At 66.1% G+C, this 25792-nt stretch carries 28 protein-coding genes; 5 read left to right on the forward strand and 23 right to left on the reverse strand.

Annotation, left to right across the window (positions count from 1 at the left end; translation table 11 throughout):
- Positions 1-18: 18 nt before the first annotated feature.
- From ispG to AC4AMJ_RS13060, 6 genes are all read right to left on the reverse strand, one after another.
- Positions 19-1206 carry a flavodoxin-dependent (E)-4-hydroxy-3-methylbut-2-enyl-diphosphate synthase gene (gene ispG / locus AC4AMJ_RS13035; protein WP_489894548.1) on the reverse strand — a complete coding sequence of 396 codons (1188 nt, stop codon included), beginning with the start codon at positions 1204-1206 and terminating at the stop codon, positions 19-21.
- A 65-nt stretch (positions 1207-1271) separates the two neighbouring features.
- Positions 1272-2498, reverse strand: coding sequence for a M50 family metallopeptidase (locus tag AC4AMJ_RS13040; RefSeq protein WP_489918236.1), 1227 nt, complete (start codon positions 2496-2498; stop codon positions 1272-1274).
- Entirely contained in the window at positions 2495-3670 is a 1176-nt protein-coding gene (gene dxr / locus AC4AMJ_RS13045) for a 1-deoxy-D-xylulose-5-phosphate reductoisomerase (RefSeq protein ID WP_489918237.1), read from the reverse strand. Before dxr ends, AC4AMJ_RS13040 begins: the two co-directional genes overlap by 4 nt.
- Before the next feature lie 110 nt (positions 3671-3780).
- The gene (gene puuE, locus AC4AMJ_RS13050; protein ID WP_489894541.1) at positions 3781-4734 is read right to left on the reverse strand and encodes an allantoinase PuuE; all 954 of its coding nucleotides are present in this window, start codon (positions 4732-4734) and stop codon (positions 3781-3783) included.
- Positions 4735-4808: 74 nt separating this feature from the next.
- Entirely contained in the window at positions 4809-5300 is a 492-nt protein-coding gene (locus AC4AMJ_RS13055; RefSeq protein WP_489894539.1) for a MarR family winged helix-turn-helix transcriptional regulator, read from the reverse strand.
- A gap of 9 nt (positions 5301-5309) precedes the next feature.
- Positions 5310-6869: an MFS transporter gene (locus AC4AMJ_RS13060; RefSeq protein ID WP_489918238.1), complete on the reverse strand. Its 1560-nt coding sequence runs from the start codon at positions 6867-6869 to the stop codon at positions 5310-5312.
- Positions 6870-7067: 198 nt separating this feature from the next.
- On the opposite strand from AC4AMJ_RS13060, the gene AC4AMJ_RS13065 reads away from it, so the two are divergent.
- Positions 7068-7331, forward strand: coding sequence for a DUF2631 domain-containing protein (locus AC4AMJ_RS13065; RefSeq protein WP_489894535.1), 264 nt, complete (start codon positions 7068-7070; stop codon positions 7329-7331).
- A gap of 53 nt (positions 7332-7384) precedes the next feature.
- On the opposite strand, the gene rlmN is transcribed toward AC4AMJ_RS13065, so the two are convergent.
- Complete coding sequence (gene rlmN, locus AC4AMJ_RS13070; protein ID WP_489900842.1) at positions 7385-8491, reverse strand: dual-specificity RNA methyltransferase RlmN; 1107 nt, start codon at positions 8489-8491, stop codon at positions 7385-7387.
- Positions 8492-8521: 30 nt separating this feature from the next.
- Between rlmN and AC4AMJ_RS13075 the strand changes: the two genes are divergently transcribed.
- Complete coding sequence (locus AC4AMJ_RS13075; RefSeq protein WP_489918239.1) at positions 8522-8908, forward strand: LapA family protein; 387 nt, start codon at positions 8522-8524, stop codon at positions 8906-8908.
- Positions 8909-8936: 28 nt separating this feature from the next.
- Here the strand turns inward: AC4AMJ_RS13075 and AC4AMJ_RS13080 are convergent, their stop codons facing one another.
- The 5 genes from AC4AMJ_RS13080 to rpsB all read right to left on the reverse strand — a co-directional run bounded on the left by AC4AMJ_RS13080 (position 8937) and on the right by rpsB (position 13278).
- The gene (locus tag AC4AMJ_RS13080) at positions 8937-9821 is read right to left on the reverse strand and encodes a phosphatidate cytidylyltransferase (protein ID WP_489894531.1); all 885 of its coding nucleotides are present in this window, start codon (positions 9819-9821) and stop codon (positions 8937-8939) included.
- A 35-nt stretch (positions 9822-9856) separates the two neighbouring features.
- Positions 9857-10414 (reverse strand): ribosome recycling factor, encoded by a 558-nt coding sequence (frr, locus tag AC4AMJ_RS13085; RefSeq protein ID WP_489894529.1) that lies wholly within the window; start codon positions 10412-10414, stop codon positions 9857-9859.
- Positions 10415-10468: 54 nt separating this feature from the next.
- Positions 10469-11209, reverse strand: a complete 741-nt coding sequence (gene pyrH, locus AC4AMJ_RS13090) for a UMP kinase (RefSeq protein ID WP_489894527.1) — start codon at positions 11207-11209, stop codon at positions 10469-10471.
- Positions 11210-11537: 328 nt separating this feature from the next.
- Positions 11538-12362, reverse strand: coding sequence for a translation elongation factor Ts (gene tsf / locus AC4AMJ_RS13095; protein WP_489894525.1), 825 nt, complete (start codon positions 12360-12362; stop codon positions 11538-11540).
- 94 nt (positions 12363-12456) lie between these two features.
- Positions 12457-13278: a 30S ribosomal protein S2 gene (rpsB, locus tag AC4AMJ_RS13100; RefSeq protein WP_489894523.1), complete on the reverse strand. Its 822-nt coding sequence runs from the start codon at positions 13276-13278 to the stop codon at positions 12457-12459.
- Positions 13279-13602: 324 nt separating this feature from the next.
- Here rpsB and AC4AMJ_RS13105 point away from each other — a divergent pair, with 324 nt between their 5' ends.
- Complete coding sequence (locus AC4AMJ_RS13105) at positions 13603-14229, forward strand: murein hydrolase activator EnvC family protein (RefSeq protein WP_489918240.1); 627 nt, start codon at positions 13603-13605, stop codon at positions 14227-14229.
- On the opposite strand, the gene AC4AMJ_RS13110 is transcribed toward AC4AMJ_RS13105, so the two are convergent.
- Together AC4AMJ_RS13110 and AC4AMJ_RS13115 are read right to left on the reverse strand one after the other, a co-directional pair.
- Complete coding sequence (locus AC4AMJ_RS13110; protein WP_489918241.1) at positions 14177-15097, reverse strand: tyrosine recombinase XerC; 921 nt, start codon at positions 15095-15097, stop codon at positions 14177-14179. The two genes, AC4AMJ_RS13105 and AC4AMJ_RS13110, sit on opposite strands and share 53 nt — an antisense overlap.
- 82 nt (positions 15098-15179) lie before the next feature.
- Positions 15180-16043, reverse strand: coding sequence for a siderophore-interacting protein (locus AC4AMJ_RS13115; protein ID WP_489894519.1), 864 nt, complete (start codon positions 16041-16043; stop codon positions 15180-15182).
- Between the two features lie 132 nt (positions 16044-16175).
- Here AC4AMJ_RS13115 and AC4AMJ_RS13120 point away from each other — a divergent pair, with 132 nt between their 5' ends.
- Entirely contained in the window at positions 16176-16742 is a 567-nt protein-coding gene (locus AC4AMJ_RS13120) for a TetR/AcrR family transcriptional regulator (RefSeq protein ID WP_489894517.1), read from the forward strand.
- Positions 16743-16761: 19 nt separating this feature from the next.
- Here AC4AMJ_RS13120 and dprA read toward each other — a convergent pair whose 3' ends face one another.
- The 4 genes from dprA to AC4AMJ_RS13140 form a co-directional block, all read right to left on the reverse strand.
- A complete protein-coding gene (dprA, locus tag AC4AMJ_RS13125; protein ID WP_489918242.1) occupies positions 16762-17892 on the reverse strand; it encodes a DNA-processing protein DprA in 1131 nt (376 codons plus the stop codon).
- Positions 17889-19424, reverse strand: coding sequence for a YifB family Mg chelatase-like AAA ATPase (locus AC4AMJ_RS13130; RefSeq protein WP_489918243.1), 1536 nt, complete (start codon positions 19422-19424; stop codon positions 17889-17891). The genes dprA and AC4AMJ_RS13130 overlap by 4 nt, the downstream gene beginning before the upstream one ends.
- A complete protein-coding gene (locus AC4AMJ_RS13135; RefSeq protein ID WP_489918244.1) occupies positions 19421-19840 on the reverse strand; it encodes a YraN family protein in 420 nt (139 codons plus the stop codon). The genes AC4AMJ_RS13130 and AC4AMJ_RS13135 overlap by 4 nt, the downstream gene beginning before the upstream one ends.
- A 108-nt stretch (positions 19841-19948) precedes the next feature.
- A complete protein-coding gene (locus tag AC4AMJ_RS13140) occupies positions 19949-21217 on the reverse strand; it encodes a hypothetical protein (protein WP_489918245.1) in 1269 nt (422 codons plus the stop codon).
- A gap of 585 nt (positions 21218-21802) precedes the next feature.
- On the opposite strand from AC4AMJ_RS13140, the gene AC4AMJ_RS13145 reads away from it, so the two are divergent.
- Positions 21803-22435, forward strand: a complete 633-nt coding sequence (locus AC4AMJ_RS13145) for a DUF3558 family protein (protein WP_489918246.1) — start codon at positions 21803-21805, stop codon at positions 22433-22435.
- Between the two features lie 34 nt (positions 22436-22469).
- Here AC4AMJ_RS13145 and AC4AMJ_RS13150 read toward each other — a convergent pair whose 3' ends face one another.
- The 5 genes from AC4AMJ_RS13150 to AC4AMJ_RS13170 all read right to left on the reverse strand — a co-directional run bounded on the left by AC4AMJ_RS13150 (position 22470) and on the right by AC4AMJ_RS13170 (position 25772).
- On the reverse strand, positions 22470-22781 hold the full coding sequence (locus AC4AMJ_RS13150) for a DUF2469 domain-containing protein (protein ID WP_489894505.1): 312 nt from the start codon (positions 22779-22781) through the stop codon (positions 22470-22472).
- Positions 22771-23463: a ribonuclease HII gene (locus AC4AMJ_RS13155; protein ID WP_489894503.1), complete on the reverse strand. Its 693-nt coding sequence runs from the start codon at positions 23461-23463 to the stop codon at positions 22771-22773. The genes AC4AMJ_RS13150 and AC4AMJ_RS13155 overlap by 11 nt, the downstream gene beginning before the upstream one ends.
- Before the next feature lie 33 nt (positions 23464-23496).
- Positions 23497-24378 carry a signal peptidase I gene (lepB, locus tag AC4AMJ_RS13160; RefSeq protein WP_489918247.1) on the reverse strand — a complete coding sequence of 294 codons (882 nt, stop codon included), beginning with the start codon at positions 24376-24378 and terminating at the stop codon, positions 23497-23499.
- A gap of 18 nt (positions 24379-24396) precedes the next feature.
- Complete coding sequence (gene rplS / locus AC4AMJ_RS13165; protein WP_223373955.1) at positions 24397-24738, reverse strand: 50S ribosomal protein L19; 342 nt, start codon at positions 24736-24738, stop codon at positions 24397-24399.
- Positions 24739-24818: 80 nt separating this feature from the next.
- Positions 24819-25772 (reverse strand): hypothetical protein, encoded by a 954-nt coding sequence (locus AC4AMJ_RS13170; protein WP_489918248.1) that lies wholly within the window; start codon positions 25770-25772, stop codon positions 24819-24821.
- Positions 25773-25792 lie beyond the last annotated feature (20 nt).

A 25792-nucleotide genomic window follows, 5' to 3' on the forward strand; every position in this document is an offset into this window, starting at 1 on the left:
TGGCCACCTACGCCGTGATCAGCTGACCGTCACGACCGGTGGACCCGCTTCCCTGTCACCACCAGTGTCACCCGACTCACCCGCTATCCGCAGCGCTTCTTCGATCAATGTCTCCACGATCTCGGCTTCCGGGACGGTCTTGATGACCTCGCCCTTGACGAAGATCTGACCCTTGCCGTTGCCCGACGCGACCCCCAGGTCGGCTTCGCGCGCCTCGCCCGGACCGTTGACGACGCAACCCATCACGGCGACGCGCAGCGGCACCTCCATACCCTCCAGTCCCGCCGTCACCTCGTCGGCGAGCTTGTACACGTCGACCTGTGCCCGGCCACAGGACGGACAAGACACGATCTCGAGCTTGCGGGGCCGCAGATTCAGCGACTGCAGAATCGCGTCGCCGACCTTGATCTCCTCGGCCGGCGGTGCCGACAACGAGACACGGATGGTGTCACCGATGCCCTCGGACAGCAATGCACCGAAGGCGACCGCCGATTTGATGGTGCCCTGGAACGACGGACCGGCCTCGGTGACGCCGAGATGCAGCGGGTAGTCGCACTGTGCGGCGAGCTGTCGGTAGGCCTCCACCATGATGACGGGGTCATTGTGTTTGACGGAGATCTTGATGTCGCCGAAACCGTGCTCCTCGAAGAGGCTCGCCTCCCAGAGCGCCGATTCGACGAGCGCCTCCGGGGTGGCCTTGCCGTACTTCTGCATGATCCGCTTGTCGAGGGACCCCGCGTTGACGCCGATCCGGATCGGGATGCCCGCGGCGCCGGCGGCCTTCGCGACCTCCTTGACGCGACCGTCGAACTCCTTGATGTTGCCCGGGTTCACACGCACCGCGGCACAGCCTGCGTCGATCGCGGCAAAGATGTACTTCGGCTGGAAGTGGATGTCGGCGATCACCGGGATCTTGGACTTCTTGGCGATGATCGGCAGCGCCTCGGCGTCCTCCGGGCGCGGGCAGGCCACCCGGACGATGTCACATCCCGACGCGGTGAGCTCGGCGATCTGCTGCAGCGTCGCGTTGATGTCGTGGGTCTTGGTGGTGGTCATCGACTGCACCGAGATCGGGTGGTCGCTGCCCACACCGACGGAACCGACCTGGATCTGACGGGTCTTGCGCCGCGGCGCCAGGACCGGCGGCGGCGATGCGGGCATGCCGAGCCCGACCTGGACCGCGTCAGGTGATGTTGGGGCGTTCATCTGATTCACCTCGAATGACGATGGGGCTGTTGGGTTCGACTGGCTGGGGTTCGACGTGGGTCTCGTCAGAAGATCTTGATCGGGTTGACGATGTCGGCGGTCAGCGTCAGCACCATGAAGCCGCCCATGACGATCACGACGGCGTAGGTGATCGGCATCAGTCGGATGTAGTCCACCGGCCCGGCCGCGGCCCGGCCGAGCCACCTCCGGACGGTGTTACGTGCCTTCTCATAGCCGACGATGGCCATGTGTCCACCATCCAACGGTAGTAGCGGCACCAGATTGAACAAGCCGAGGAAGAAGTTGATGCTGATCAGCAGCATCAAGAACATGCTCCAGGCCCCGCGCTCGACCGCCTGTCCACCCATCACCGACGCGCCGTACACGCTGACCGGGGTGTCGGCGGAACGCTCACCTCCGGTGACCGCCGTCCACAACGCCCCGACCTTGGACGGAAGCGACAGCAGCGCATCCCAGGTCGCGCCGAACAGGTCTCCGGTGAACGCGAACGCCCCCGGGACCACAGCCAGCCCGTCGTAGTGGTTGATGGCCGGCGGCGGGGAGAACGTGATGCCGACCTTGTGTGTCTGCTCGGACGAGGTCGTGCCGCCTTGATCGATCACCACGGTCGCCGGCTGCGGAGTGATCGTGAAGTCCAGGCGCTCGGCCCCACGCTGCACGGTGAGTCCCACCGGCCCGGAACTGTCGCCGATGAGCTTGGAGACCTCGGAGTAGTCGGACACCGACTGCCCGTTCACCGCGACGATCGTGTCGCCGGCCTGAAGTCCGGCAGCACCCGCCGGCCCGGCGCCCGAGCACGGGGTCGAGACCGGGTCCGCGGAGTCGGAATACGTGGTCGACGCCGGCACGCACGTGGTCTGCGACACCGTCGCCGGGACCGGGTCCTTGGAGATGTTCGGCAATCCCCAGATCGAACCGACGACGAGGACCAGCACGAATCCGAGGATGAAGTTCTGGGCCGGTCCGGCGAAGAGCACCACCAGCCGCTTCCACGGCTTCTGCAGGTACATCGCCCGCGGACGGTCCTCCTCGGCGATCTCGTCGTAGGGGGTCATCCCGGCGATGTCGCAGAACCCACCGAGGGGGAAGGCCTTGAATCCGTATTCGGTCTCCCCTCGCCGGGTCGACCAGAGCGTCGGGCCGAAGCCGACGAAATAACGGCGCACCTTCATGCCGGTCGCCTGCGCCGCCCACATGTGGCCGCATTCATGCCACGCCACCGACAGCAGCAACGCTGCGGCGAACAGCACCACGCCGAGCGCGAAACTCACTTACTCACTCCATCCGCATATGCCGTGACCAGATGCGCGGCGCGATGCCGCGCCCACTGGTCGGCGGCCAAGACGTCTTCCACAGTACCTGGCGGCGCAGTCCACTGATCTGCCTCGGCGAGCACCTCACGGATGATCTCGACGATGCGAGGGAACCGGATGGCGCCGGCGAAGAAACCCTCGGCTGCCGCCTCGTTGGCCGCGTTGTACACCGCGGTGAGCGATCCCCCGCCGCGCCCGGCATCGCGGGCCAGATCGATCGCGGGGAATACCGAGTTGTCGACCGGTTCGAACGTCCACGCGGACGCCGTGGAGAAGTCGCAGGCGGTCGATGACCCCGGAACACGGTCCGGCCAGCCCAGCGCCAGGGCAATGGGCAGCTTCATCGACGGTGGGGACGCCTTGGCCATGGTTGCGCCGTCGACGAAGGTCACCATCGAGTGCACGATCGACTGCGGATGGACGGTGACGTCGATGCGGTCGTAGTCGACACCGAACAGCAGGTGGGCCTCGATGACCTCGAGTGCCTTGTTGACCAACGTCGCCGAGTTCAGCGTGATCATCGGCCCCATCGACCACGTCGGGTGCCGGCCCGCCTGCTCGGGGGTGACGTCCTCGAGTGCCTCGCGGGTCCACCCGCGGAAAGGGCCGCCGGAGGCGGTCAGGACGATGCGATCGACCTCGTCGGGGCCGCCGGCGCGCAGGCATTGCGCGATCGCCGAGTGCTCGGAGTCGACGGGCACGATCTGTCCCGGCGCAGCGGCGTCGAGCACCAGAGATCCACCCGCGATCAGGGACTCCTTGTTCGCCAGCGCGAGTCGCGCCCCTGACCGCAGTGCGGCGAGGCTCGGACGCAGCCCGATGGACCCGACGACCGCGTTGAGAACCACATCGGCGTCGACCGCGTCGATCAGGTCACACATCGCGTCCGGGCCACCGAGGACCTGCGCGCCGAGGTCGTCGGACAGGGTTCGCGCGGCCGCCGTGTCGGCAACACCGAGCGCGTTCGCCGGGACTCGGAACGCCTTCGCCTGTTCGCGCAGCAGATCGAGGTTGCCACCACCGGCGCCGAGGCCGACCACCTCGAAGCGCTCGGGATGCTCGGCGATGACCTCCAGTGCCTGCACACCGATCGATCCGGTCGATCCGAGGATGAGTACGCGCGTCGTCACGCCTTCATTGTCCCCGCCTCGTCGAGCGAGCCCAAAATTCGCCGCCGACAGAACCCCGAATCGCGCCGACAGAACCCGACCTCTCGTCGACCCGGGCGCAGCACCGGTGTTCAGGCGGGGTGGATCCTGCGCCAGTGATCGGCGATGTCGATGCGTCGGGTGATCCACACGTCGTCGTGCGATTGGACGTGGTCGAGGAACCGCTCGAGGGCGGCCAGACGTGCCGGACGGCCGACCAGGCGACAGTGCAGGCCGACGGAGAGCATCTTCGGTGAACCTGCCACTCCCTCCGCATAGAGCACGTCGAACGCATCCCGCAGGTGCGCGAAGAACTGCTCGCCCGACGGAAACCCGCCGGGCGATGCGAAGCGCATGTCGTTGGTGTCGAGCGTGTACGGCACCACTAGATGATCGACGACGTCGTCGCCCCGCGGCACCTTGACCCAGTACGGGAGGTCGTCGGCGTAGCTGTCGGAGTCGTAGGCGAAGCCCCCCTCCTCGACGACGAGCCGCCGGGTGTTCGGCGAGTCGCGGCCGGTGTACCAGCCGAGCGGGTGTTCTCCGGTGATCTCGGTGAGCAGATCGACAGCGGCGTGCATGTGTTCCCGCTCGACCGCGGAGTCGACGAGCTGATAGTTCAGCCATCGATATCCGTGACAGGCGATCTCGTCGCCACGCTCGGCGAACGCCGCGACCACCTCGGGGTTGCGCGCCATCGCCTGCGCCACCGCGAAGATCGTCAGCGGGAGGCCGCGCCGGGAAAAGGTACGGAGAATGCGCCACACCCCGGCGCGGGATCCGTACTCGTACAGCGATTCCATGCTCATGTGACGGTTCGGGAAGGACTGTGCCCCGATCATCTCGGAGAGAAAGGTCTCGCTGCCACGGTCGTTCTCGAGGACGTTGTTCTCGGAGCCCTCTTCGTAGTTCAGCACGAATTGCAGCGCGATCTTCGCGCCACCCGGCCACTGCGGATCGGGCGGCGTCGCACCGTAACCGATCATGTCGCGTGGGTAGCGCTCGGAACGATAGTCGGCCAGGGTGCGATGCGCGATCTCGGACATGGCGGCATTCTGTCACCGATTCGACGCCCCGGCCGATCGTGGGGTCGCCTGCGCGAGCGCGGTTGTCGGGGCCTCTACGGCGCGGCGCGGCGCGGGCTGCGACGCCGGCGCATCGCACTGACATGAGATGGTGCCGACAACACACCGTTCGCCAGCGTCGACAGTGTGGTGAGAAATGCGGCCCTCTCGTCGGCCGGCAGGTCACCCAGAACGTCGTCGTAGACCTGCCGGATCCGTTCGTGTGCGTGACCGAGCACGTCGGCGCCGGGGTCGGTCACGGCCGCGACCCGAGCACGACGGTCGGTGGCATGGACACGGCGAGTCGCCAGACCCTTCCCCTCCAATTCGTCGAGAGTGTTGACCACGGTGGTCTTGTCCAGACCCGACAGTTCGGCGATCTCGATCTGAGTCCGTTCTTCCTCGCCCGCCTTCCACAGGACGCAGTACTGGGCGACGGTGAGGTCCAGGTCGGCCAAGGATTCGGCCATGCGCGCGGCCAGCGCGTACGAGGTCTGATTGAGAAGGAAGGACAGATCGACGGCAGGTGGGTCGACATCCGTGGGCACGAACCGAGTCTAGGGCGTGTCCGGGAGGTCACCGCGACAACACACGACCGGGCGTTGGTCCTCGCCTCGCCCTCCCTCGTGGTGCTGCTCACCCGCGGGTGGCTCGCCCGCAGGTCGGGTGCCGCGTGGTCGGTCCCGCCGTGGTCGCCGGAGCGATGACGCGACGTCTGCGGAACCACCCGCCCCCGCGGCGGGGCCGACGCGCACTGCGATCACCACGATGATGAGGGCCACCGACGCGAGCCCGCCGGCAACTCCCCAGGCCACCCGGAAGCCGTCGACGAGCGCAACCGACTCAGGCGCGCCCGCGGACGTGGAGCTCGCGGTGACGGCGGCCGCGACCGCGGTCAGTCCCGCCAGCCCGATCGCCCCACCGGCCTGCTGCGAGGTGTTGATCAGCCCCGATGCGACACCGGTATGGGCGGGCGCGACGTCGGCCATCGCCGCGCTCATGATCGCCGGGAGTGCGAGACCACCGCCGACGGCGAACAACACCACCGTCGGGAGCAGGTCGGACGTGTAGGAACCGTCGGGGCGCACCCGGATCAGGAGGAACAGACCGATCACCACCGATCCCAGCCCGACGATCAGTGCGGCACGGACGCCGAATCGTGCCGCGACACGCGGGTATACGCCCATCGAGCCGACCGCGATCCCTGCGGCGATGGGAACGATTCCGATGCCGGCGAGCAGGGGTGTGAAGCCGAGCACCTCCTGGAGGTAGAGCGTGGTGAGGAACTGAAAGGTGAACATCGCGCCGACGAAACACGCGAACGCGATGTTCACGGCCCCGAGTCCGCGTGCGGCCAACACCTCGAGCGGCAACGTCGGCGAGGCCGCGAACCGTTGGCGTACAACGAAACCCGCGAGCAAGACAAGTGCCGCCGCACCGGCCACGGGGTTCTGTGACGCGAGCGCCCCGACCAGACACATCAGCCCGACCACGAGCATCGACGCGCCCTGCCAATCGAGTCCACCGCGCAACCCCGGTGGATTCTCACCCGGAAAGGTGCGCAACCCTGCGACGACGACCACCACGCCGATGGGCACGTTCACGAAGAACACCCACCGCCAGTCCAACGACGTGGTGATGATGCCGCCGATGATGTAGCCGGACGAGGCGCCGACCGCGCCCATGAAGGCGTATGCGCCCATCGCGCGGTCGCGCTCCCCCGGTTCATCGAACAGTGCGGCGATCATCCCCAGCGCGACCGCGACGGCGAATGCCGCACCGATGCCCTGGACGAAGCGCGCCACGATCAGCCAGGCAGGCGACATGGCGAGCCCACAGAGCATCGAGGCTGCCGTGAACAATGCCATTCCCGACAACAGCACTCGTCCTCGACCGACGAGATCTCCCACGCGGCCGGCGAACAACAGCACACCGCCGAACCCGATCAGATATGCGTTGACGACCCAGGGCAATCCCGCGGCGGTGAAGTTCAGTTCGCTGCGGATGTCGGGAAGTGCCACGGTGACGATCGTTTCGTCGATGACCGTCATCAGGGTGGCGGCGCAGATGACACCGAGCAGGAACACCCGGCGCCTGGTGCCGTGAGTGGATGTCATGATCAAACACTAGCAGATAATCTATTAATGGATCATCCACTAGCCATCTAGATCGCCATCACGGGTCGTCGCCGGTCGTCGGCATGGTCACGTTATGCTTGTCGCTACTACTACCGGCCGTCAGACTTTCCGACGGGTGGCCGGAGACGTGACCGCCCAGATCCCCGTCGAAACGGGTCCGCAGAGTGAGGAGCCATCGTGGCAAGCACCGAGGTTGAGCAGGTCGACACCGGCTGGGTTCGCGAGCCCGCGGATGCACCGTCGGCCCGCTTCGGATGGCACGGTCAGGCGACGAAATCCTTCATCATCGCCGGTTGGTTCTGCGTGGCCGCGCTGCTGCTGATGTTCATCGGCAACCACAGGGGCCACGTGGAAGACATCTGGCTCGCCGGCTTCGCTGCCGTACTCGCCTACTTCCTGCTGAGGCCGACTTTCGCCAAGCGCGGCCGCTGGAAGAACTGAGGCTGCGACCTCAGCGTTCCTCGGCCGCCAACTGACCGCAGGCGGCTGCGACCTCAGCGTTCCTCGGCCGCCAACTGACCGCAGGCGGCTGCGATCTCCTGCCCGCGCGTGTCGCGGACCGTGCATGACACACCCTGTTCGCGCACCCGACGGACGAACTCGCGCTCCACCGGCTTGGGACTGGCGTCCCATTCGGACCCCGGAGTCGGATTCAATGGGATCAGGTTCACGTGCACCAACGACCCCAGGGCCTTGTGCAGCTTCTCCCCCAACAGGTCCGCACGCCACGGCTGATCATTGACGTCACGGATCAGCGCGTACTCGATCGACACCCGACGTCCGGTGGTGTCGGCGTAGTAGCGTGCCGCGTCCAGAACCTCGGCGACCGACCAGCGGTTGTTGACGGGTACCAGCGTGTCTCGCAGCTCGTCGTCCGGGGTGTGCAGCGACACCGCGAGTGTCACCGACAGCCCCTCATCGGCCAGACGACGGATCGACGGTGCCAGACCGACCGTCGACACGGTCACCGATCGTGCCGAGATCCCCAGCCCCCCCGGCACCGGGGAGGTGATCTGTCGAACGGCACTGACCACCCGCTTGTAGTTGGCCAGGGGTTCGCCCATCCCCATGAACACGACGTTGGACAGCCGGCCCGGTTCACCGAACTCACCGTCGCGCAGGGCACGAGCAGCGGCACGGACCTGGTCGACGATCTCGGCGGTCGACAGGTTGCGGTCCAGACCACCCTGCCCCGTCGCACAGAACGGACACGCCATACCGCATCCGGCCTGGCTGGAGATGCACAGTGTGTTCCGATCGGTGTAGCGCATCAGCACGCTCTCCAGCAGCGTGCCGTCGTGCAATCGCCACAAGGTCTTCCGCGTGTCTCCGGCATCACACGAGATGTGTCGCACCGGCGTCAGCAACGACGGGAACAGCTTCTCGCCGACGGCGTCACGCGACGTCGACGGCAGGTCGGTCATCTCCTCGACGTCGCCGTTGAGCCGGCCGAAATACTGCCGGGCCAGTTGGTTGGCGCGGAACTTCGGCAGCCCGAGATCAGCCAGCGCCGCAACACGTCCCTCGGAGTCGAGGTCGACGAAGTGAGTGGGAGGACGCCCCCGTTTGGGAGCGTCGAACACGAGCGGCAATGACGGCATGGTGACATTGTCGCATGTCATGATGGCTGTATGACGACACCGGATCCGCAGCAGCATCAGCCGAGTGATGTCGGCGAGCCGACCGGGGGCACCGATCTCCCTCAGCCCGATCCCGACCATCAGGCGTTGCTGGCCGAACGTGACGAGCTCCGCACCAAGGTCAAGAAGGTGCAGCACACCCGCACCAGGGCCACGTTCTTCGGTCTCGTCATCGGCGCGATCATCACGATTCTGCTGCTGGTCTTCATCCTGCAGAACCTGGAATCCCAGAAGATCATGCTCCTCTTCTGGGAAGTCAATCTGCCCCTGGGTGTGAGCCTGCTCATCGCAGCGATCGCCGGCGCCCTGATCGTGGCGGCCGTCGGTGGTCTACGGATGATGCAGATGAGTCGGGCGCTGAAGAAGGCCAAGCGCTGACCGATCGCGCCGTATGACGCGCGATCCGTCAGAGAAGTGCGGTCAGCACGGCCCAGACGATGAACGCTGACGGCAACAGTGAGTCCAGCCGGTCCATGATGCCGCCGTGGCCGGGCAGCAGCGTACCCATGTCCTTGATGCCGAGATCCCGCTTGACCTGGGATTCGACCAGGTCTCCGAGCGTCGCGCACACCACCAGGACCGGGCCGAGGATCGCACCCACCCACCAGTGGGCGTCGAGCAGGAAGATGCCGCAGCACACCGCGCCGGTGGTGCCGACGACGAGCGAACCGATCAGCCCCTCCCACGACTTCTTGGGACTGATGGCCGGCGCCATCGGGTGCTTACCGAACAGGACGCCGGCGGCGTAGCCACCGACGTCCGAGCACACGACCACGACCATCAGCGTGGCCACCCGCGCCGCGCCGTGATCCTGGACCACCATGTAGGCGCCGAACGAGGCGAGCAATGGCAACCACGCGAGGACGAAAACACTCGCCGCCAGATTGCGCAGGTAATTCTCCGGCGCATTGTTGATCCCTTGCGCCAACAACATCCAGACCATGAGGACCAGAACGGTGCCGACGAAGGCCGTCAGCACTCCCGTCGGCCCCCACGGCCAGCTCGACCAGATGATCGCCTGTCCGCCGATCACCAACGGCCAGAACGCGATCTGATACCCGCCGTCGCGGAGGCGTTTGAACACCTCCCACGTCGCGATCGCGAAGGCCACCGCGACGATGCCGTACCAGATCTTCGGCGCGAAGAACAGGATCAGGATGATCGAGACCCCGAGCGATGCACCCACGCCGATCGCTGCGGGCAGGTTTCGTCCGGCGCGCGACTTCTTCTTCTCGCCCGATTGCTTGTCGCCGGGCACCTCGGGCTTGCTCGCGGACGATTCAGTGGCCATCGGTTCTGGTATAGACGCCCCGGGAAGGTCGGCGCTCACACTTCGAGCAATTCGTTCTCTTTGTGCTTCACCAGCTCGTCGACCTGGGCGACGTACCCGGCGGTCGTCTTGTCGAGTTCCTTCTCGGCACGGGTGACCTCGTCCTCGCCGGCCTCACCGTCCTTCTGGATGCGCTTGAGTTCGTCGACCGCCTTGCGACGAACGTTGCGGATGGAGACCTTGGCGTCTTCACCCTTGCCCTTCGCCTGCTTCACCAGCTCTCGGCGCCGGTCCTCGGTCAGCTGAGGGATCGCGACGCGGATGACGTTGCCGTCGTTGGTCGGGTTCACGCCCAGGTCGGAATTGCGGATCGCCGTCTCGATGTCGCGCAAGGTGGATGCCTCATATGGCTTGATCACCACGAGCCGCGCCTCGGGGGTGTTGATCCCGGCGACCTGGGTGATCGGGGTCATGGTGCCGTAGTACTCGATGTTCACCTTGTTGAACATCGCCGGGTTGGCGCGCCCGGTGCGGATCGATCCCATGTCGTCCTTGGCGACACTGACCGCCTTCTCCATCTTCTCTTCGGCGTCCAGGAGCGCATCGTCGATCATCGTCGTCCTACTTCTACTAGGTACTGATTCAATTGGTGTCGGGTGCTCGGGTGATCAGGTGGCGACCAGGGTACCGATCCGCTCCCCCGCAACCGCCCGCGCGATATTGCCCTGCTCCAGCAAATTGAACACCAGGATGGGCATCTTGTTGTCCATACAGAGACTGAATGCCGTCGCGTCGGCGACCTTGAGTTCCTTGTCGAGGACCTCGCGGTGGCTGATCTCGGAGAACATCGTTGCATCGGGCACCACCCGCGGATCGGCGTCGAAGACACCGTCGACGCCCTTGGCCATCAGCACCACTTCGGCCTTGATCTCGAGCGCCCGCTGCGCGGCGGTGGTGTCGGTGGAGAAATAGGGCATGCCCATGCCGGCACCGAAGATCACCACACGACCCTTCTCCAGATGCCGTTGAGCGCGCAGCGGCAGATACGGCTCGGCGACCTGCCCCATCGTGATGGCCGTCTGGACCCGGGTGTTGACGCCGCGCTTCTCCAGAAAGTCCTGCAACGCCAGGCAATTCATGACGGTGCCGAGCATCCCCATGTAGTCGGACCGGGCGCGGTCGAGTCCACGCTGCTGCAGTTCTGCACCACGGAAGAAGTTGCCGCCACCGATGACGACCGCCACCTGCACACCCGTGGCGACGACCTCGGCGATCTGGTCGGCCACCGTCGCCACCACGTCGGGGTCGAGGCCGACTCCGCCGCCGCCGAACATCTCACCCCCGAGTTTGAGAAGCACACGCTTGTAGCCGTGACGCTCAGAGTCTCGCGGGGAGGGCGTTTCGCTCATGCATCTTCCTCACTGGTCGATTCGGTCAATATCGTACGTGGCTGCGTGGGCGGTTCGACGACATGCGGTCGACCAGGTGTCTGATTGCCGCGAAAACGGCATCACGACCTGGCGATTGTCGACGACCTCGGCCTGGGTACCGACCGCATCCGCGGCCGGGCGCCCAACCCGGACACCTGCGATGGCCGTGAGCATTCACCACGAACTGGGTGAGGGCAGTTCCCCCGGGAGCTCAGCCCTGCACGTCCCGGACTCATCCGTTGACAACGAAAGACAGCCCCGCACCACCACCACGGTGATACGGGGCCGTCTTTGGCGTTTCAACAGATCAGGACTGGCCGACCTCGAAACGGACGAAACCGTTGACGCTCACGCCGGCCTCGTCGAGGAGAGCCTTGACGGTCTTCTTGGAGTCCTGCACCGACGCCTGGTCGAGCAGCACGACATCCTTGTAGAAGCCGTTGACGCGTCCTTCGACGATCTTCGGCAGCGCCTGCTCCGGCTTGCCCTCTTCCTTGGCGGTCTGCTCGGCGATACGACGCTCGTTCTCGACGATGTCGGCGGGAACCTCGTCGCGCGTCGCGTACTTCGCCTTCAGCGCGGCCACCTGCATGGCAGCGCCGCGAGCGGCCTCGGCAGCGTCGTCGCCCTCACCGGTGTAGGACACCAGCACGCCGACGGCGGGAGGCAGATCCGACGCACGCTTGTGCAGATAGACCGAGACCGGTCCGTCGTAGTAGGCCACCCGACGAAGCTCGAGCTTCTCGCCGATCTTGGCCGACAGTGCCTGCACGGCGTCGTCCACGGTGCCGTCGCCCAGCTTGGCGGTCTTGAGAACCTCGATGTCCTGGGTCTTCGCCTCGGCGGCGGCGGCCACGATCTGATCGGCGAGTTCCTGGAACTCGGCGTTCTTGGCGACGAAGTCGGTCTCAGAGTTGATCTCGATCAGGGCGCCGTCCTTGGCGGCGACGAGCCCCTCGGCGGTGGACCGCTCGGCGCGCTTGCCGACGTCCTTGGCACCCTTGATGCGCAGTTCCTCGACGGCCTTGTCGAAATCACCGTCGTTGTTGGCCAGGGCGTTCTTGCAGTCCAGCATTCCTGAGCCGGTGAGCTCACGGAGACGCTTCACATCGGCTGCGGTGTAGTTCGCCATCGTTGGCGAGCCTCCTTAGAGAGAGTGTCGAATGTCTCCCCGGGCCGGGTCGCGGCCCGAGGAGACTTCAGGACCGTTGGTGTTCGATCCGGTGTTACTGCGCCGGCGCGGTGCCGGCCTCGGCCTCGCCACCCGCAGGTGCGGTGGCCTGGGTGAGCAGTTCCTGCTCCCACTCGGCCAGCGGCTCGCCGCCGCCCGCCTCCGGCTTGGAGTCGTCAGACGACTGGCCGGCGCGGGCCTGCACGCCCTCGGCGACAGCCGATGCGACCACACGGGTCAGCAGGGCCGCACTGCGGATCGCGTCGTCGTTGCCCGGGATCGGGTAGTCGACGAGGTCGGGATCGCAGTTGGTGTCGAGGATCGCGATGACCGGGATGTTGAGCTTGCGTGCCTCACCGACAGCAATGTGCTCCTTGTTGGTGTCCACAACCCAAACAGCAGAAGGCACCTTGGCCATATCGCGGATACCACCGAGGGTGCGCTCGAGCTTGTTCTTCTCACGCGTGAGCATGAGGATTTCCTTCTTGGTGCGACCTTCGAAACCGCCGGTCTGCTCCATGGTCTCGAGTTCCTTCAGACGCTGCAGGCGCTTGTGGACGGTCGAGAAGTTGGTGAGCATGCCGCCGAGCCAACGCTGGTTCACGTACGGCATGCCGACGCGGGTGGCCTCTCCGGCGATGGATTCCTGCGCCTGCTTCTTGGTGCCGACGAACAGGATGGTGCCGCCGTGGGCGACGGTCTCCTTGACGAACTCGTACGCCTTGTCGATGTAGGTCAGCGTCTGCTGCAGGTCGATGATGTAGATGCCGTTGCGGTCGGTGAAGATGAACCGCTTCATCTTCGGGTTCCAACGGCGGGTCTGATGCCCGAAGTGTGCGCCGCTGTCCAGCAGCTGCTTCATGGTCACGACAGCCATGTCGTATCTATCCTTTGCGTGCAGTTACATCGACACCGGTCGGTGCCGATCCTGGCACCTGCTGCCGTGGTGGACCCGGTTGCGATGGCACCTCCGGGACCGCCCACCCGGCATTGTCAGCGACCCGTCCTCGCAGGGAGGAAGTCGTCGCTTCGCAGGCGCGCGAAGTCACCTCACCGATTCCGATGAGGTGCGCCAGGAAGTTTACGCCGGTCACGGGTGGAAAACCAAAACCGGCCCCGCCCGTTCCCGGCGGCGGTCGAGAAGTTCTCGACAACCCGACATCGGTGGGAGCCGATCGGGGTCGCGGTGCGTCTGAAGATCATGATCTCTAGGGACTCGTCGACGCGGCCACGATGCCCGCCGTCCGCCCGGGTGGCGATGTTCGCGGTGGCGGAGTTGATCGTCGTGGCGTTGCTGCTGTACGGCGTCCCGGCCATCGCCTCCGCGACCGGAGCGCGCTATCACCTGCCGTTGGCGCCGCCGGCCACCGTCGTCCGTCCCTTCGACCCTCCGGAGAAGCGGTGGCAGCCGGGGCATCGGGGTGTCGACCTCTCCGCGTCGCCGGGCAGCATCGTCCGCGCGGCCGGCGCGGGCCGGGTGCGCTTCGCCGGCCGGGTTGCCGGTCGGCCGGTGGTGTCGATTGCCCACGACGGCGATCTGATCACCACCTATGAGCCGGTCGAAGCGACGGTTCGGCAGGGGCAGACGGTCCGCCGAGGCGATGTGATCGGCACGGTTGACGCCGGGCACGAGGGTTGTCGCGCCGCGGCGTGCCTGCACTGGGGCGCGCGTCGGGGTCGTGGGCGGGCTGCCGTCTATCTGAATCCGATGGTCCTGATCGGCGCTGTTCGCATCCGGCTCAAGCCGGTCGCCGAGCACATCATCAGGAACCCGGTCATGCCCGGGGATGCGCCTGACGGTGTACGGCGCGCAGGCGCTCGACGCTGACGTGAGTGTAGATCTGCGTCGTCGCCAACGACGAATGCCCGAGCATTTCCTGGACTATGCGCAGGTCGGCGCCACCCTCGAGGAGGTGAGTGGCCACGCTGTGACGCAGGCCGTGCGGTCCGATATCGGGGGCTCCGGCTGCCTGAACTGCCCGATGCACCACGGACCTGGCCATGCGCTGGTTGAGCCGTTTGCCTTTCGCACCGAGTAGCAGTGCGTCCCCGGAGTCGGGCCCGGCGAGTCGAGGACGGCCGTGACGCAGCCACCGGTGGATCGCGCGCCCGGCCGGTTCCCCGAACGGGACGGTGCGCTGTTTGTCGCCCTTGCCGATGACCCGCAGGACTCGCCGCCCGGCGTCGATGTCGCCGATGTCCAGACCGCACAGCTCGCCGACGCGAATCCCGCTGGCGTACAGCAACTCCACGATGAGCCTGTCCCGATCGACGATCGGGTCGTCGGCAGCCTCGTCCGGCACCGCGGCGAGCGCGGCGGCCGCCTGATCCGGGGCGAGAACCGTCGGCAGGGTGCGATGGGCGCGGGGCGCCTGTAACCGGGTCGAGGGTTCCTCGCCCAGCACGCCCTCGCGGGCGGCCCAGGCGCAGAAGGTCTTCGCCGACGACACCTGGCGCGCGATCGAGGTCCTGGCGGCACCCCGCCGGGTGTGGTCGGCGAGCCATGATCTCAGCAGCACCAGGTCGATGTCCCCGACGCCGATCCCCCGGGCACCCGCATAGGCGATGAGTCCACGCACGTCCGTGGTGTAGGCCCGGATCGTGTGTTCACTATGACCCTTCTCGTACCGGAGAAAGGACGTGAAATCGTCGAGAACACTCGCATGCGGCATCGATTCCGGGGAATCAGCGGTCATGACGTCGACACAACAGCGCGACGGGCGCGCACGCAACCGCCCACGCTGACTGTTGCGCGATCGAAGCGTGCGGCGCAGCTCGCTACGCGCTGGCGCCGGCGGTCTCTTCGGCGGCTCGGAGTTCGGACTTCCATTGCCGGAAGCCCTCTTCGGTGCGCCCGCGCCGCCAGTATCCGGAGATCGAGGCGTTCTTGGCACCGACACCACGTTCCTTGCGGATGTATCCGCGCAGATTGTGCATGACCGCCTGTGCCTCACCGTGGATGAACACGTGTGGTTCCCCGTCGAGCCACTCGGCATCGCGTACCGCGGCGATCAGAGGCGCATTGTCGCCGGCCACGTCGTCGCCGACTTCGCCGGCGGGCCCACCTCGGTGCACCCAGACGATCTCGGCCGTCGGGGGCGCGGTGAGGGCGATCTCGTCCTCTGGCCCGCCGACCTCGATGAAGACCTTGGCCACGGCGTTCGCGGGCAACCTTTCGAGGGCGGCGGCGAGTGCCGGAAGACCGGCCTCATCGCCGGCCAGCAGGTGCCAGGGGGCGTCAGGGTTCGGCTGATAGCCGCTGCCCGGGCCGAGGAACCGGATGACCGTTCCCGGTTCGACTGTTGCCGCCCAGGGTCCGGCGATCCCCTCGTCACCGTGGACGACGAAGTCGACGGCGACCTCACGGCGGTCGAGGTCGATCGACCGCACCGTATAAGTCCGTAGCACCGGCTGCTCCTCGGGAGGCAGGAGGCTGGTCTTCTTACGATCGAGATCGGTGCCGCGGTAGGGCGCTCCGTCCGAACCGAACGCCAACTTGATGTACATGTCGGTGTCCCAGGTCGCCGGGTCGGCCGCCGGCACGAAATCGTCGAAGCCGTCACCACCGAGGTACAGGCGCACCAGGTGCGGGGTCAGGGCTTCGCGTCGCAGGACCGTGAGCGCGTTCGTTTGTTTGGCCATGAAGCCTCCTCTCCGGCACCACCGTACGCTTATTAGGGAAGCCTAACTAATCGGACAGACACAATAGGTTTGTGAAGTGCTCTAATCTGGGAGTTCAGTTCGCCGAATTGCCCACGAGCAGCAGAGGTCGTCATGCCGGAGTCATCGTCGTCGAGACGGGGATCCCGGCTCACGGTGGACGATTGGCTCGACGCCGCGATGCAGGTGCTGATCAGCGACGGCGCCGGCGCCATCAAGATCTCGCGCCTGTGCGACCGCCTCGGCGTCACCAAAGGCAGCTTCTATTGGCACTTCGCCGACATCGCCGCGCTGATGTCCGCGCTGTCCGATCATTGCCGAGCGGTCGAGGAGAGCGCCCGCCAAACCCTGGCCGAGCTGGAGAAACGCTCGCCGATGGAGCGCATCGGAGCCATGGGGGAATTGGTCAGCGACCCTCGTCGCAGGACCGTCGAGGCGGCCCTGCGGGCGTGGGCGGAAACCGATTCCTCTCTCGCACAGGCGGTGGTCGCGCTCGACCACACGACCTTTGACGTGGCCAATGCCGCGTTCCGCGAGCTCGGGTTCGACGAGGTCGATGCGCATGCCCGCGCAACCGCGCTGGTGTACGTCGGGATCGGCTACATGCAGGGCGGCGAGCGTGTCGCGCGTCCGACCGAGGACGACAAACGCATCTTCGTGGAGATGCTGACCCGTAAGTGACAAATCCGCGGCGCATCCGTCACGGCAGTTGCCACGCACCGTCGACGTTCACCACGTGTCCACTGACGTCCATCCGTGCCAGCGCGGACCGGACCACACCGATACCGAGGCCCGCCGAGAAGGCGATCTCCTCGATGGTGACAGCGCCACGGGCCGGGATCGCGTCGTGGACGCGTTGTTCGTCAGCGGAGAGACTGTCGGTCGGCCGCGTCCGGCCGCGCCCGGTGTCGAGGCCTGCGTCGGGTGCGGCGAGCGCGATCGCCGCGTCCGTGTCGGCCACCAGTACGGCGAGGTCGTCGGCGATCATCTGATGGCAACCGATCGAGGTCGCCGACGTCACCGGGCCCGGCACCGCACCCAGTGGGCGGCCGAGTTTGCGCGCCCACGCAGCGGTGTTGGCCGCCCCGGAACGGCGACCGGCTTCGACCACGACCACCGCCGACGCCATCGCGGCGACCAGCCGATTGCGGGTCAGGAACCGGTGTTTGGCCGCCGTCGTGCCCGGTGGGTACTCGGAGACGACGAGGCCCTGCTCGGCGATCTCGGCGAGCAATCGGGCGTGGCCGGCCGGATAGTCGCGATCGATCCCGCAGGCCAACACCGCCATCGTCTGCCCACCAGAGGCCAACGCAGCGCGATGCGCCACTCCGTCGATTCCGTATGCGGCTCCCGATATCACAGCCCAGTTCGCCAGGACGAGGCCCGCCGCGAGGGTGGATGTCACCTGCTCGCCGTAGCCGGAGGCAGCTCGGGAACCCACCAGGGCAATGCCTGCGGCCGCCACCTCGTCGAGGCGTCCCGGTCCCCGCACCCACAACGCGACTGGCTCGCCGCCCCGAAACGCCGTGTCGGCCTGCCCCAGTGCCATCAGGGCCCATCCGGGCCATTCGTCGTCGTCGCGGGTGACCAGTCGTGCTCCGATCTTTTCTGCGATCTCGAGGTCATCTGCAGCACAGTCGGTTCCGGCCCGAGGTCCCGTTGCTTCGAGTACCGCATCATGTCCGGGCGGCACCACCCCTGACCGGATCGCTGCTGCCGCTTCGACCGGCCCGAGCTGATCGCAGAGGGCCAGCACCGCACCCGATGGCGGTTCGGCTACTCGAGCGAGGTAGGCCCAGGCCAGCCGGACGGCGTCGTCTGCGCTGGTCACCGATGACCCCCTCGGTCCCGATACAGCAACGCCTCGGCGACCTCGGTCTCTGATGGTTGCTCGCAGCCCTTCAGGTCGGCCAGTGTCCAGGCGAGTCGGATCGCTCGATCCGCGCCGCGCGCGGTCACCCGGCCATCACGGAGGAACAGCTCAACCGGCCGCAACGCCGGAGGAGGCAATCGAAAGCGTTGCCGCAAAGCAGAACCCGGAACCTCCGCGTTGGTGAGCCACCCGTGGTCACGCCATCGGGCCAGTGCTGCGGCGCGGGCCTCGGACACCCGGGCTCGCATGGCGTCGCTGGATTCCTCGACAGAGTTCATCAGGGCGGTGTTGCCCGGCGGGTCCATGCGCACCCGGATGTCCACCCGATCCATCAGTGGTCCGGACAGCTTGCCGAGATATCGGCGTCGTGCGACGGCCGAGCATATGCAGTCGATGTCATGTGCCGGCGCGCAGGGACATGGGTTGGCCGCCATGATCAATTGAAATCGCGCCGGATAGGTGGCCACCCCGTCTCGTCGCGACACCCGGACCTCCCCTTCTTCGAGTGGCTGACGCAGTGAATCAAGCACTTTGGCACCCATCTCGGCGCATTCGTCGAGGAAGAGAACGCCCCGATGAGCACGGGAGACCGCCCCCGGTCTCGCGAGCCCGGTTCCGCCACCGAGCAACGCGGTCACGGAGGTGGTGTGATGCGGCGATATGAACGGCGCCTCGGTGATGAGAGGGTGCCCGGATCGAAGAGTTCCGGCGATGCTGTGAATGGCGGTGACCTCCAAGGATTCCTCTGGGCCCAACGGCGGTAGGATGCCCGGCAGGCGGCGGGCGAGCATCGTCTTGCCGATGCCCGGCGGCCCGGTCATCAAGACGTGATGTGCTCCGGCAGCAGCGACCTCGAGCGCGTGACGCGCCTCGGCCTGCCCTACCACGTCGGACATGTCGTGGATCTCCGGCGGCGGCGGACCCGGCCCGTCCTCGGCGACCGTGTCGAGCACGTGATCACCGGCCAACCAACGCACGACCTCCCCCAGCGTGCGTGCCCCGCCCACATCGAGGTCACCCACCAGTGCGGCCTCGGCGACGTTGGGCATCGGGACGACCGCATGGGTGAAGCCGTCGTCCCGAGCCCGTTTGAGCGCAGGTAGCACTCCACGAACCGGTCGCAGCGCCCCGTCGAGTCCGAGCTCACCGAGGAACACGGTGCGGTGCAGCCGCGTCGTGGTGGCCTGCGCGGTGGCCGCGAGGATCGCGAGTGCCATCCCGAGGTCGAAGGACGAGCCGCTTTTCGGCAGATCGGCCGGCGCCAGTGACACCGTCACCTTCAGTTCCGGGAACTTCAACCCGCTGTTGGAGATCGCGGCGCGGACGCGATCCCGCGCCTCCCGTAGGGAGGCATCGACCTTGCCCGTCACCGTGAAGGCCGGCAACCCGGAACCGACGTTGGCCTGGATCTCGATGGGCTTGGCGTCGAACGCGTTGAGTCCCACAGACTGCACACGTCCGAGCCCGGTCACCAGCGCGGGGTCGGTCATTCGAACACTCCCTGGTGATGGCGGACCACGGCGAGATCGGTGGCGATGGGATCACGCGGATCGAGCTGAATCGAGATGACGTCGAACCGGATCCGCGACCACCATCGATCGCGGTTCTCGGCCAGCCATTGTCGGGTCAGGCGCCGCATCCGCGCCAACTTCAGCGGCGTGACGGCCATGACCGGGTCATCGAACACGCGCGACGCCCGGGTTTTGACCTCGACCACCACCAACTCCGAGCCTTCGGCCGCGATGAGATCCAGTTCGCCATAACGGTTTCGCCAGTTCCTCGCCAGGACTGTCCAGCCCAGATCAACAACCTTGGCGGCGGCCAGGTCCTCCCCGATGCGGCCGATGTCCGCTCTGCTGGGCCGCCCTCGAGGTGTCGACGACGGCTGGGATGCGTTCTCGCTCATGCCACAAGCATCGCTGCGGCGCACCACGGTTCAGCTCATCGTCGACAACTTCGCGGACATCTGTGGATGGTTCGGCAACTGTGGATCGCGGCCCTCTGCGCCTCAGACTCAGAGGCGCAGATCTTTGTCCGGGTTGTCCGACCCGTCCGACACAGACCCGGACTCTCCGGCCCCACCCGTCGTCGCCTCCGGCGTGGCGGCCTGCGGGGGCGCCCAGTCACCGATCACGGGCGGACCCACCAGAGGCAGGCTGCCGACGATCTCGGCTCCATTGTCAGTGGTGTGCAGATAGTGTGCGGCCTTGTGGTTCTTGCTCTCGGACCCACGCGCACGTGACCCATGTGGGGCCCCGCCCATCGAGGTACCACTGCGGCCGGGGCCCGAGCCGACGGGAGTCGTCGAGCTCGAGGTGGGACCCGTGGTCGGCGCCGCGGCGGCCAGTGGACGCGAAAGTGTGGAGCCCGAACCCGATCCGCCAGCGCCACCGAGGCCGCCCACACCACCGCCGATTGCGCCGCCGCCGATCTTGCCGCCTGCACCTCCCGCGCCGAGCATTCCCGGCATCATCATCGCGGCCGGTGTCGCCGAGCCGTCAGCACTGTCCGGCCTGCCGAGTCCGCCACGGCTCAGGCTGTCCGGGTCATCGCCCCCACTGCCACCGCCGGATGGGTCGTCGCCGAGAGATAGCGGCTTGTCGGCTGCGGAACTCGCATCCGATGCTGTCTGCTGAGCCGCACTCGCCGCCCCGGCCGGGTTCGCCGTCGACGCTGCAGCGTCTTTGCTCCCGTATTCACCGAGGTCTGTGGAGCCACCGGCGGTCGTGTGCGTTGTCGATCCGCCGGACGCACCTCCCCCGCCCGCGCTGCCGGCCCCGGTCGATGAGCCTCCCGCGACCCCACCGGAAACTCCGCCCCGGCTCGCCGCGGCAGGCGAGTGAACGCCGTCACCGGCCGAACTCATCGGCGCGTTGTAGGTCTGGGTCATGAGCAGTCCGGCCTGCATCATCGCGCCGTAAGCGTCGCAGAGTGGATTCGCCATCTCGGCCTGTAGTGCCGCCAGTCGCCCTGCCTGGGCCTGTGACGCCGTCAGCACCGCCTGCGCATTCACGAGTGCGGCGACCCCGGGGCTGGCGCCGGCGGCCGCGGAGACGATGTCACTCGAGATCTGCCGGGCTTTCTCCGAGCTTTCCGACGCAGCCACGCCCTGCAGACCGTCGCCGCCGAATCGATAGAGGGCGGCCGCAGCGTCGTGCGCAGCAGAGATGGCCTGCGCCAACGCCTGCGCATCCGCTGCCGCGGACTCCGGCCCCATGGATTCGATCCGTGCCAAGATCTGCTGGATCGCGACAAACCAATCGGTGTTGCCCCCGCCCGTCACCGACCCCCCGATCTCGCTCGGCCCCCACGGACCTCTGATCCTTCCGATCTGGCCCGCTATGCTACAGGCAATTCGTGGGGATTCGTCGGCCGACGCAGACGCCAACCGCCTGGAACCAAGTGCGGCAGCATCACGTCGAATGACTGTGGGAGGGATTCGATGAGCGGTGGACCCAAGACCAGTGACTCCGGCGTGCCGCTGTGCCTCGCACCGCCCGAGGCGCCGGAGATAAAGCCGCCGCCGGATCAACGGGATTGGCACGAACCGACGCCGGGGGCGATTGTGTTGTCGGAGAAGGGGCGTTGGGCCACACGAGCCAAAGCAGCGAATGATGCGGCCCAAGCATTGGCGAACAGCCTGAGGCTCCTCGAACCTCTCTTGCGCACAAACTATCTCGGCAAGGGATGTACAGAAGGCGAGAACCTTCGTGGCACACTCTTGCGCTCTATCGGCACAGATGGCGGGTGGGGACACAGTATCCGCGCGCAAATCGCACAACTGGAGGCGCTGAGCAACGCGTGCAATGAAGCGGCGAACACGCTGCGAGACGCTGACGTAGCTGCTGGCCGAGGCCTGACTGAATAAATGCGCAATCGCGCGGCAAAGTTCGCATTCGCAATTTGCCTGCTTCCGTTACTCGCATGCTGTTCGACGGACAGAAACTCCGAGACTGCAGGCGAGTCTTTCAGTGCAGTTACTAGCGGCGAGGTCGGAATACGCCAAACCGACGACAGCGGTTTGAAACTTCCGTTTCAAACGTCATTTGAGAAGAGGTGGAATTCATCGAACGATGGCAGCCCTTACGAGCCGTGTACAGCCATTACGTCTGCTGTCGCGGAAAGTGCTGGATTAAATCCCGAAACAATAGCTGACGCCGCGACGGTTTCAGGACAAACCCTACGTGGATGTAGGTGGATCTACTCCGACTCCGACGTCCTCGGATGGTCCGCAGATCAAGTCGTTGCAAACTTCGACAGCCTGGACTCGTACAAGAAGGACAACTTGATCTTTAATTGGAGAGATGATGTGGTAATTGATGGGCGCAAAGTTGGCGTCGCATCAGTCAATTCACTCAATTGCTTCACGTATGTCCAGTCGCAGAATGCTGGAGTTACGACCGGAGTGAGCTACATAGGCTCGCCCGAGCCACCCGTGGCCGAGGTGTGTCAACGTGCTATCGATTTGACCCGCGCGACAATCGATCTTATCCCACGATAGGTTCGTCGCTGAGGTATCGAAGACCGCCACCCCATCACGGCTCATCCGGCAGCCGCAGCTCCGGCTTCTCGAGCTCCTCGATGTTGACGTCCTTGAAGGTGATGACACGGACCTGCTTGACGAAGCGCGCGGGCCGGTACATGTCCCACACCCAGGCATCGGACATGCGCAGCTCGAAGTAGATCTCGCCTTCGGTGTTGCGGGGCACCAGCTCCACGGCATTGGCGAGGTAGAAGCGCCGTTCGGTCTCCACCACGTAGGTGAACTGACCGACAATGTCCTTGTACTCGCGGTACAGGGAGAGTTCCATCTCGGTTTCGTACTTCTCGAGATCCTCAGCACTCATTCGATAAGCCTATCGTGGTCGGGTCGGGGCCGGAGGTCACGCGGGACGCGACATTCCGGTAGGACATGCGGTGTTGCGGGGATGGTCCGTGACGGTCGATGCAGGCCATGTGGTGGGCGGTGCTGTACCCCTTGTGAACTGCGAAATCGTACCCTGGCAGGTCACCGTCCATGGCCACCATGATGCGGTCACGGGTCACCTTCGCGATGATGCTGGCAGCAGCGATGCAGGCGGCCGCACCGTCTCCCCCGATCACCGGCAGCGAGGGCACGGTGAGCCCGGGGACGACGAAGCCGTCGGAGAGCACATAGCCGGGCGTGACGTCGAGGCCGGCCACCGCCCGGCGCATGCCTTCGATGTTCGCGACGTGGATCCCGATCCGGTCGATCTCGTCGGCGGGTATCACCACCACACTCCAACTCAGCGCGTACTTGGTGATCGCCTTGTACAGGGTTTCACGTACCGCTTCGGTCAGTCGTTTGGAGTCATCCAGATCCGCGAGTGACGCCAGCTGAGTCGGTTTGAGCACACACGCCGCCACCACCAGGGGGCCTGCGCAGGCTCCCCGGCCCGCCTCGTCGACGCCGGCGACCGGGCCGAGCCCGTTGCGCTGCAACGCGAACTCGTAGGTTCGCAGGCTGGCGGCCCGGCGTATCGGAAACCGCGGCGGCCAGCGGCTCATCGTCGTAGTCCCCACATCATTCGACCTGCGCCGTCATAGCTGGGGGTTATACGAGGACACACCACCGATTCGCGAGAAGGGATAGATGATGAAACGAACCTTGCCGCGGATGTCGCTGACCGGGACGGTGCCCTGGTACTCGTCCTCCATGTGGAATCGGGAATCGGCCGAATTGGCGCGGTTGTCCCCCATCACCCACACGTTGCCCTCCGGCACCTTGATCGGACCGAAATCGGGTCCGTAGCACGAGTTCGGCTGACCGTCCGGACCCGCAGCGAACTCGTTGCCGGCGGCCACGTCCTGGGCCTGCAGCGTCTTGTCCACATAGGGTTCGGTCAGCGGCTTGCCGTCGACCTTCACACCTACATTCTCGGCGTTGTGGCACTCGACGGTCTGTCCTCCCGTCGCGATCACACGCTTGACGAGATTGTTCTCGTCAGGCGGTGCGAAACCGAACCAGGAGAGCGCATTCTGGATGCCGTGCACCACGGTGTTGTCCGACCGCGGCGAGAGCCATGCGCCGTCCCAGGACTCGGTCGGCGCCTTGAACACGACGACGTCGCCGGGATGCGGCTCACCGAAGCGATAGGTCAGTTTGTCGATCACGATCCGGTCGTTGCTGCAACCCGCACAACCATGCAGGGTCTGCTCCATCGACTCCGACGGGATCACGTACTGCCGTCCCACAAAGGTCTGTAGCAACCAGGTCAGCAGAAGAACGCAGCCGATGATGATGACGGCTTCGCGCAGCAACGAGCCACGCTTTTGCGGTTTGTCCTTCTTGCTGTGCCAAGGGCGCTCGTCCGGGTTGTCGCCGTCCGGACCCCGGTCCCGCTCCTCGGCAGAGGAGGTGTCCGCAGTCGGTCGCTGCCAGTCGGAATTTGAGTCGCTACCCGAAGAATGAGTGTCGGCCACGTCGTCAGGGTAGACGCGTCAGCGCTTTTCCTTGATCTTGGCTGCCTTGCCACGCAGATCGCGCAGGTAGTAGAGCTTCGCGCGACGCACGTCACCGCGGGTGAGGACGTCGATCTTGGCGATGTTGGGGCTGTGCACCGGGAAGGTGCGCTCCACGCCGACACCGAAGGACACCTTGCGCACGGTGAAGGTCTCGCGGACGCCACCACCCTGGCGACGGATCACGACGCCCTTGAACACCTGGACGCGTTCCTTGGTGCCCTCGATGACCTTGACGTGGACGTCAAGGGTGTCACCGGGTCCGAATGCGGGGATGTCGTCGCGGAGCGACTGCTTGTCGAGGAAGTCGAGGGTGTTCATCGTGGTTGGTCCAATCTGGCGTTCGCGTGAACAGAGGAACCTGGCGGCCCCGCACCCGACCTCCCGAGTAGATCGGGTGGTCACCTGTGGGGTTCGACCGGTTCGTGCTCCGAGTCATGGGTTGTGCCCGGGCCGCGTCCCGCCGAAGTACTCTTTCGGGCGGGGACATCGTCGCCAGGCAACCCGACTATTGTGCCAGATAGACCCCTGTGCGGCGAAATCGCCGGTGGCGGCGGCGCCGGATGAACCACCTGATCGAGGCGATCCTCGGTGGCCGCCCGCACATGTGGCAACACATCAGGTGTCCCGGCGATCAGGTCCTGCACGAAGATCTTCGCGCGGATGAACGGGCGACGCAGCTTGCGCTCCCGTTCGATGGCCCGTTCCAGTTTGCGTGGACGCGACAGATACCGCCACCGCGCCCACGGCGAGGTGGGGCGCGCCAGACGGATGACCCCGACGATGAGCAGCGGCCATGCGAAGACCCCGACGACCCCGGTCCACACCTTCCCCTTGAACACGACGACCGCGGCGAGTCCGAGATTGATCACCGCCGCGACGACGTCGATGACGACCGTCCGGCCCACCCGGACATCGCGAAGAGCATCGAAGTAGAGGTCGAGTGGCCGGAAGCCGAGCAGGATCATGCCGGTGGCGGCAACGGCGATGAACACCGCATCCACCGACGTGCGGCCTTCATGTGACCAGTACACATCGCGTAGGTAGAAGATCAGCGCGAACTCGTCGAGGATCAGTGCGGCGCCGATCCCGAACAGTCCGGCCAATGCCGACATCGCCGCCTGGTCGTCGCTCAACCCGAAAGCGATGAGTCCCAGTCCGGACAACAATGTCAGGACCACCCCGAACACGACGTGATGCACATGGGTGTCGCCGGAGGTCACATTCGAGAACCACCACCGAGTATCGGCGCGGATCAGGCGCACGCTGATCCGGATCACGATGAACCCGATGATCAGTCCGAGAAAAAACACCAACAGCGGAAGGCGACCACGCTCGATGATGTCGTGGTTCATCCAGTCCCCGGCTCGATGCG

This window comes from Gordonia sp. LMA484, assembly GCF_058129505.1.

Coding starts and splice junctions, on each gene's coding strand:
- ispG (WP_489894548.1), bottom strand. CDS start 1,206: ATGAACGCCCCAACATCACCTGACGCGGTCCAGGTCGGGCTCGGCATG.
- puuE (WP_489894541.1), bottom strand. CDS start 4,734: ATGTCCGAGATCGCGCATCGCACCCTGGCCGACTATCGTTCCGAGCGC.
- AC4AMJ_RS13060 (WP_489918238.1), bottom strand. CDS start 6,869: ATGACATCCACTCACGGCACCAGGCGCCGGGTGTTCCTGCTCGGTGTC.
- rlmN (WP_489900842.1), bottom strand. CDS start 8,491: ATGCCGTCATTGCCGCTCGTGTTCGACGCTCCCAAACGGGGGCGTCCT.
- AC4AMJ_RS13075 (WP_489918239.1), top strand. CDS start 8,522: ATGACGACACCGGATCCGCAGCAGCATCAGCCGAGTGATGTCGGCGAG.
- AC4AMJ_RS13080 (WP_489894531.1), bottom strand. CDS start 9,821: ATGGCCACTGAATCGTCCGCGAGCAAGCCCGAGGTGCCCGGCGACAAG.
- frr (WP_489894529.1), bottom strand. CDS start 10,414: ATGATCGACGATGCGCTCCTGGACGCCGAAGAGAAGATGGAGAAGGCG.
- pyrH (WP_489894527.1), bottom strand. CDS start 11,209: ATGAGCGAAACGCCCTCCCCGCGAGACTCTGAGCGTCACGGCTACAAG.
- tsf (WP_489894525.1), bottom strand. CDS start 12,362: ATGGCGAACTACACCGCAGCCGATGTGAAGCGTCTCCGTGAGCTCACC.
- rpsB (WP_489894523.1), bottom strand. CDS start 13,278: ATGGCTGTCGTGACCATGAAGCAGCTGCTGGACAGCGGCGCACACTTC.
- AC4AMJ_RS13105 (WP_489918240.1), top strand. CDS start 13,603: ATGATCTCTAGGGACTCGTCGACGCGGCCACGATGCCCGCCGTCCGCC.
- AC4AMJ_RS13110 (WP_489918241.1), bottom strand. CDS start 15,097: ATGACCGCTGATTCCCCGGAATCGATGCCGCATGCGAGTGTTCTCGAC.
- AC4AMJ_RS13115 (WP_489894519.1), bottom strand. CDS start 16,043: ATGGCCAAACAAACGAACGCGCTCACGGTCCTGCGACGCGAAGCCCTG.
- AC4AMJ_RS13120 (WP_489894517.1), top strand. CDS start 16,176: ATGCCGGAGTCATCGTCGTCGAGACGGGGATCCCGGCTCACGGTGGAC.
- AC4AMJ_RS13130 (WP_489918243.1), bottom strand. CDS start 19,424: ATGACCGACCCCGCGCTGGTGACCGGGCTCGGACGTGTGCAGTCTGTG.
- AC4AMJ_RS13135 (WP_489918244.1), bottom strand. CDS start 19,840: ATGAGCGAGAACGCATCCCAGCCGTCGTCGACACCTCGAGGGCGGCCC.
- AC4AMJ_RS13145 (WP_489918246.1), top strand. CDS start 21,803: ATGCGCAATCGCGCGGCAAAGTTCGCATTCGCAATTTGCCTGCTTCCG.
- AC4AMJ_RS13150 (WP_489894505.1), bottom strand. CDS start 22,781: ATGAGTGCTGAGGATCTCGAGAAGTACGAAACCGAGATGGAACTCTCC.
- AC4AMJ_RS13155 (WP_489894503.1), bottom strand. CDS start 23,463: ATGAGCCGCTGGCCGCCGCGGTTTCCGATACGCCGGGCCGCCAGCCTG.
- rplS (WP_223373955.1), bottom strand. CDS start 24,738: ATGAACACCCTCGACTTCCTCGACAAGCAGTCGCTCCGCGACGACATC.
- AC4AMJ_RS13170 (WP_489918248.1), bottom strand. CDS start 25,772: ATGAACCACGACATCATCGAGCGTGGTCGCCTTCCGCTGTTGGTGTTT.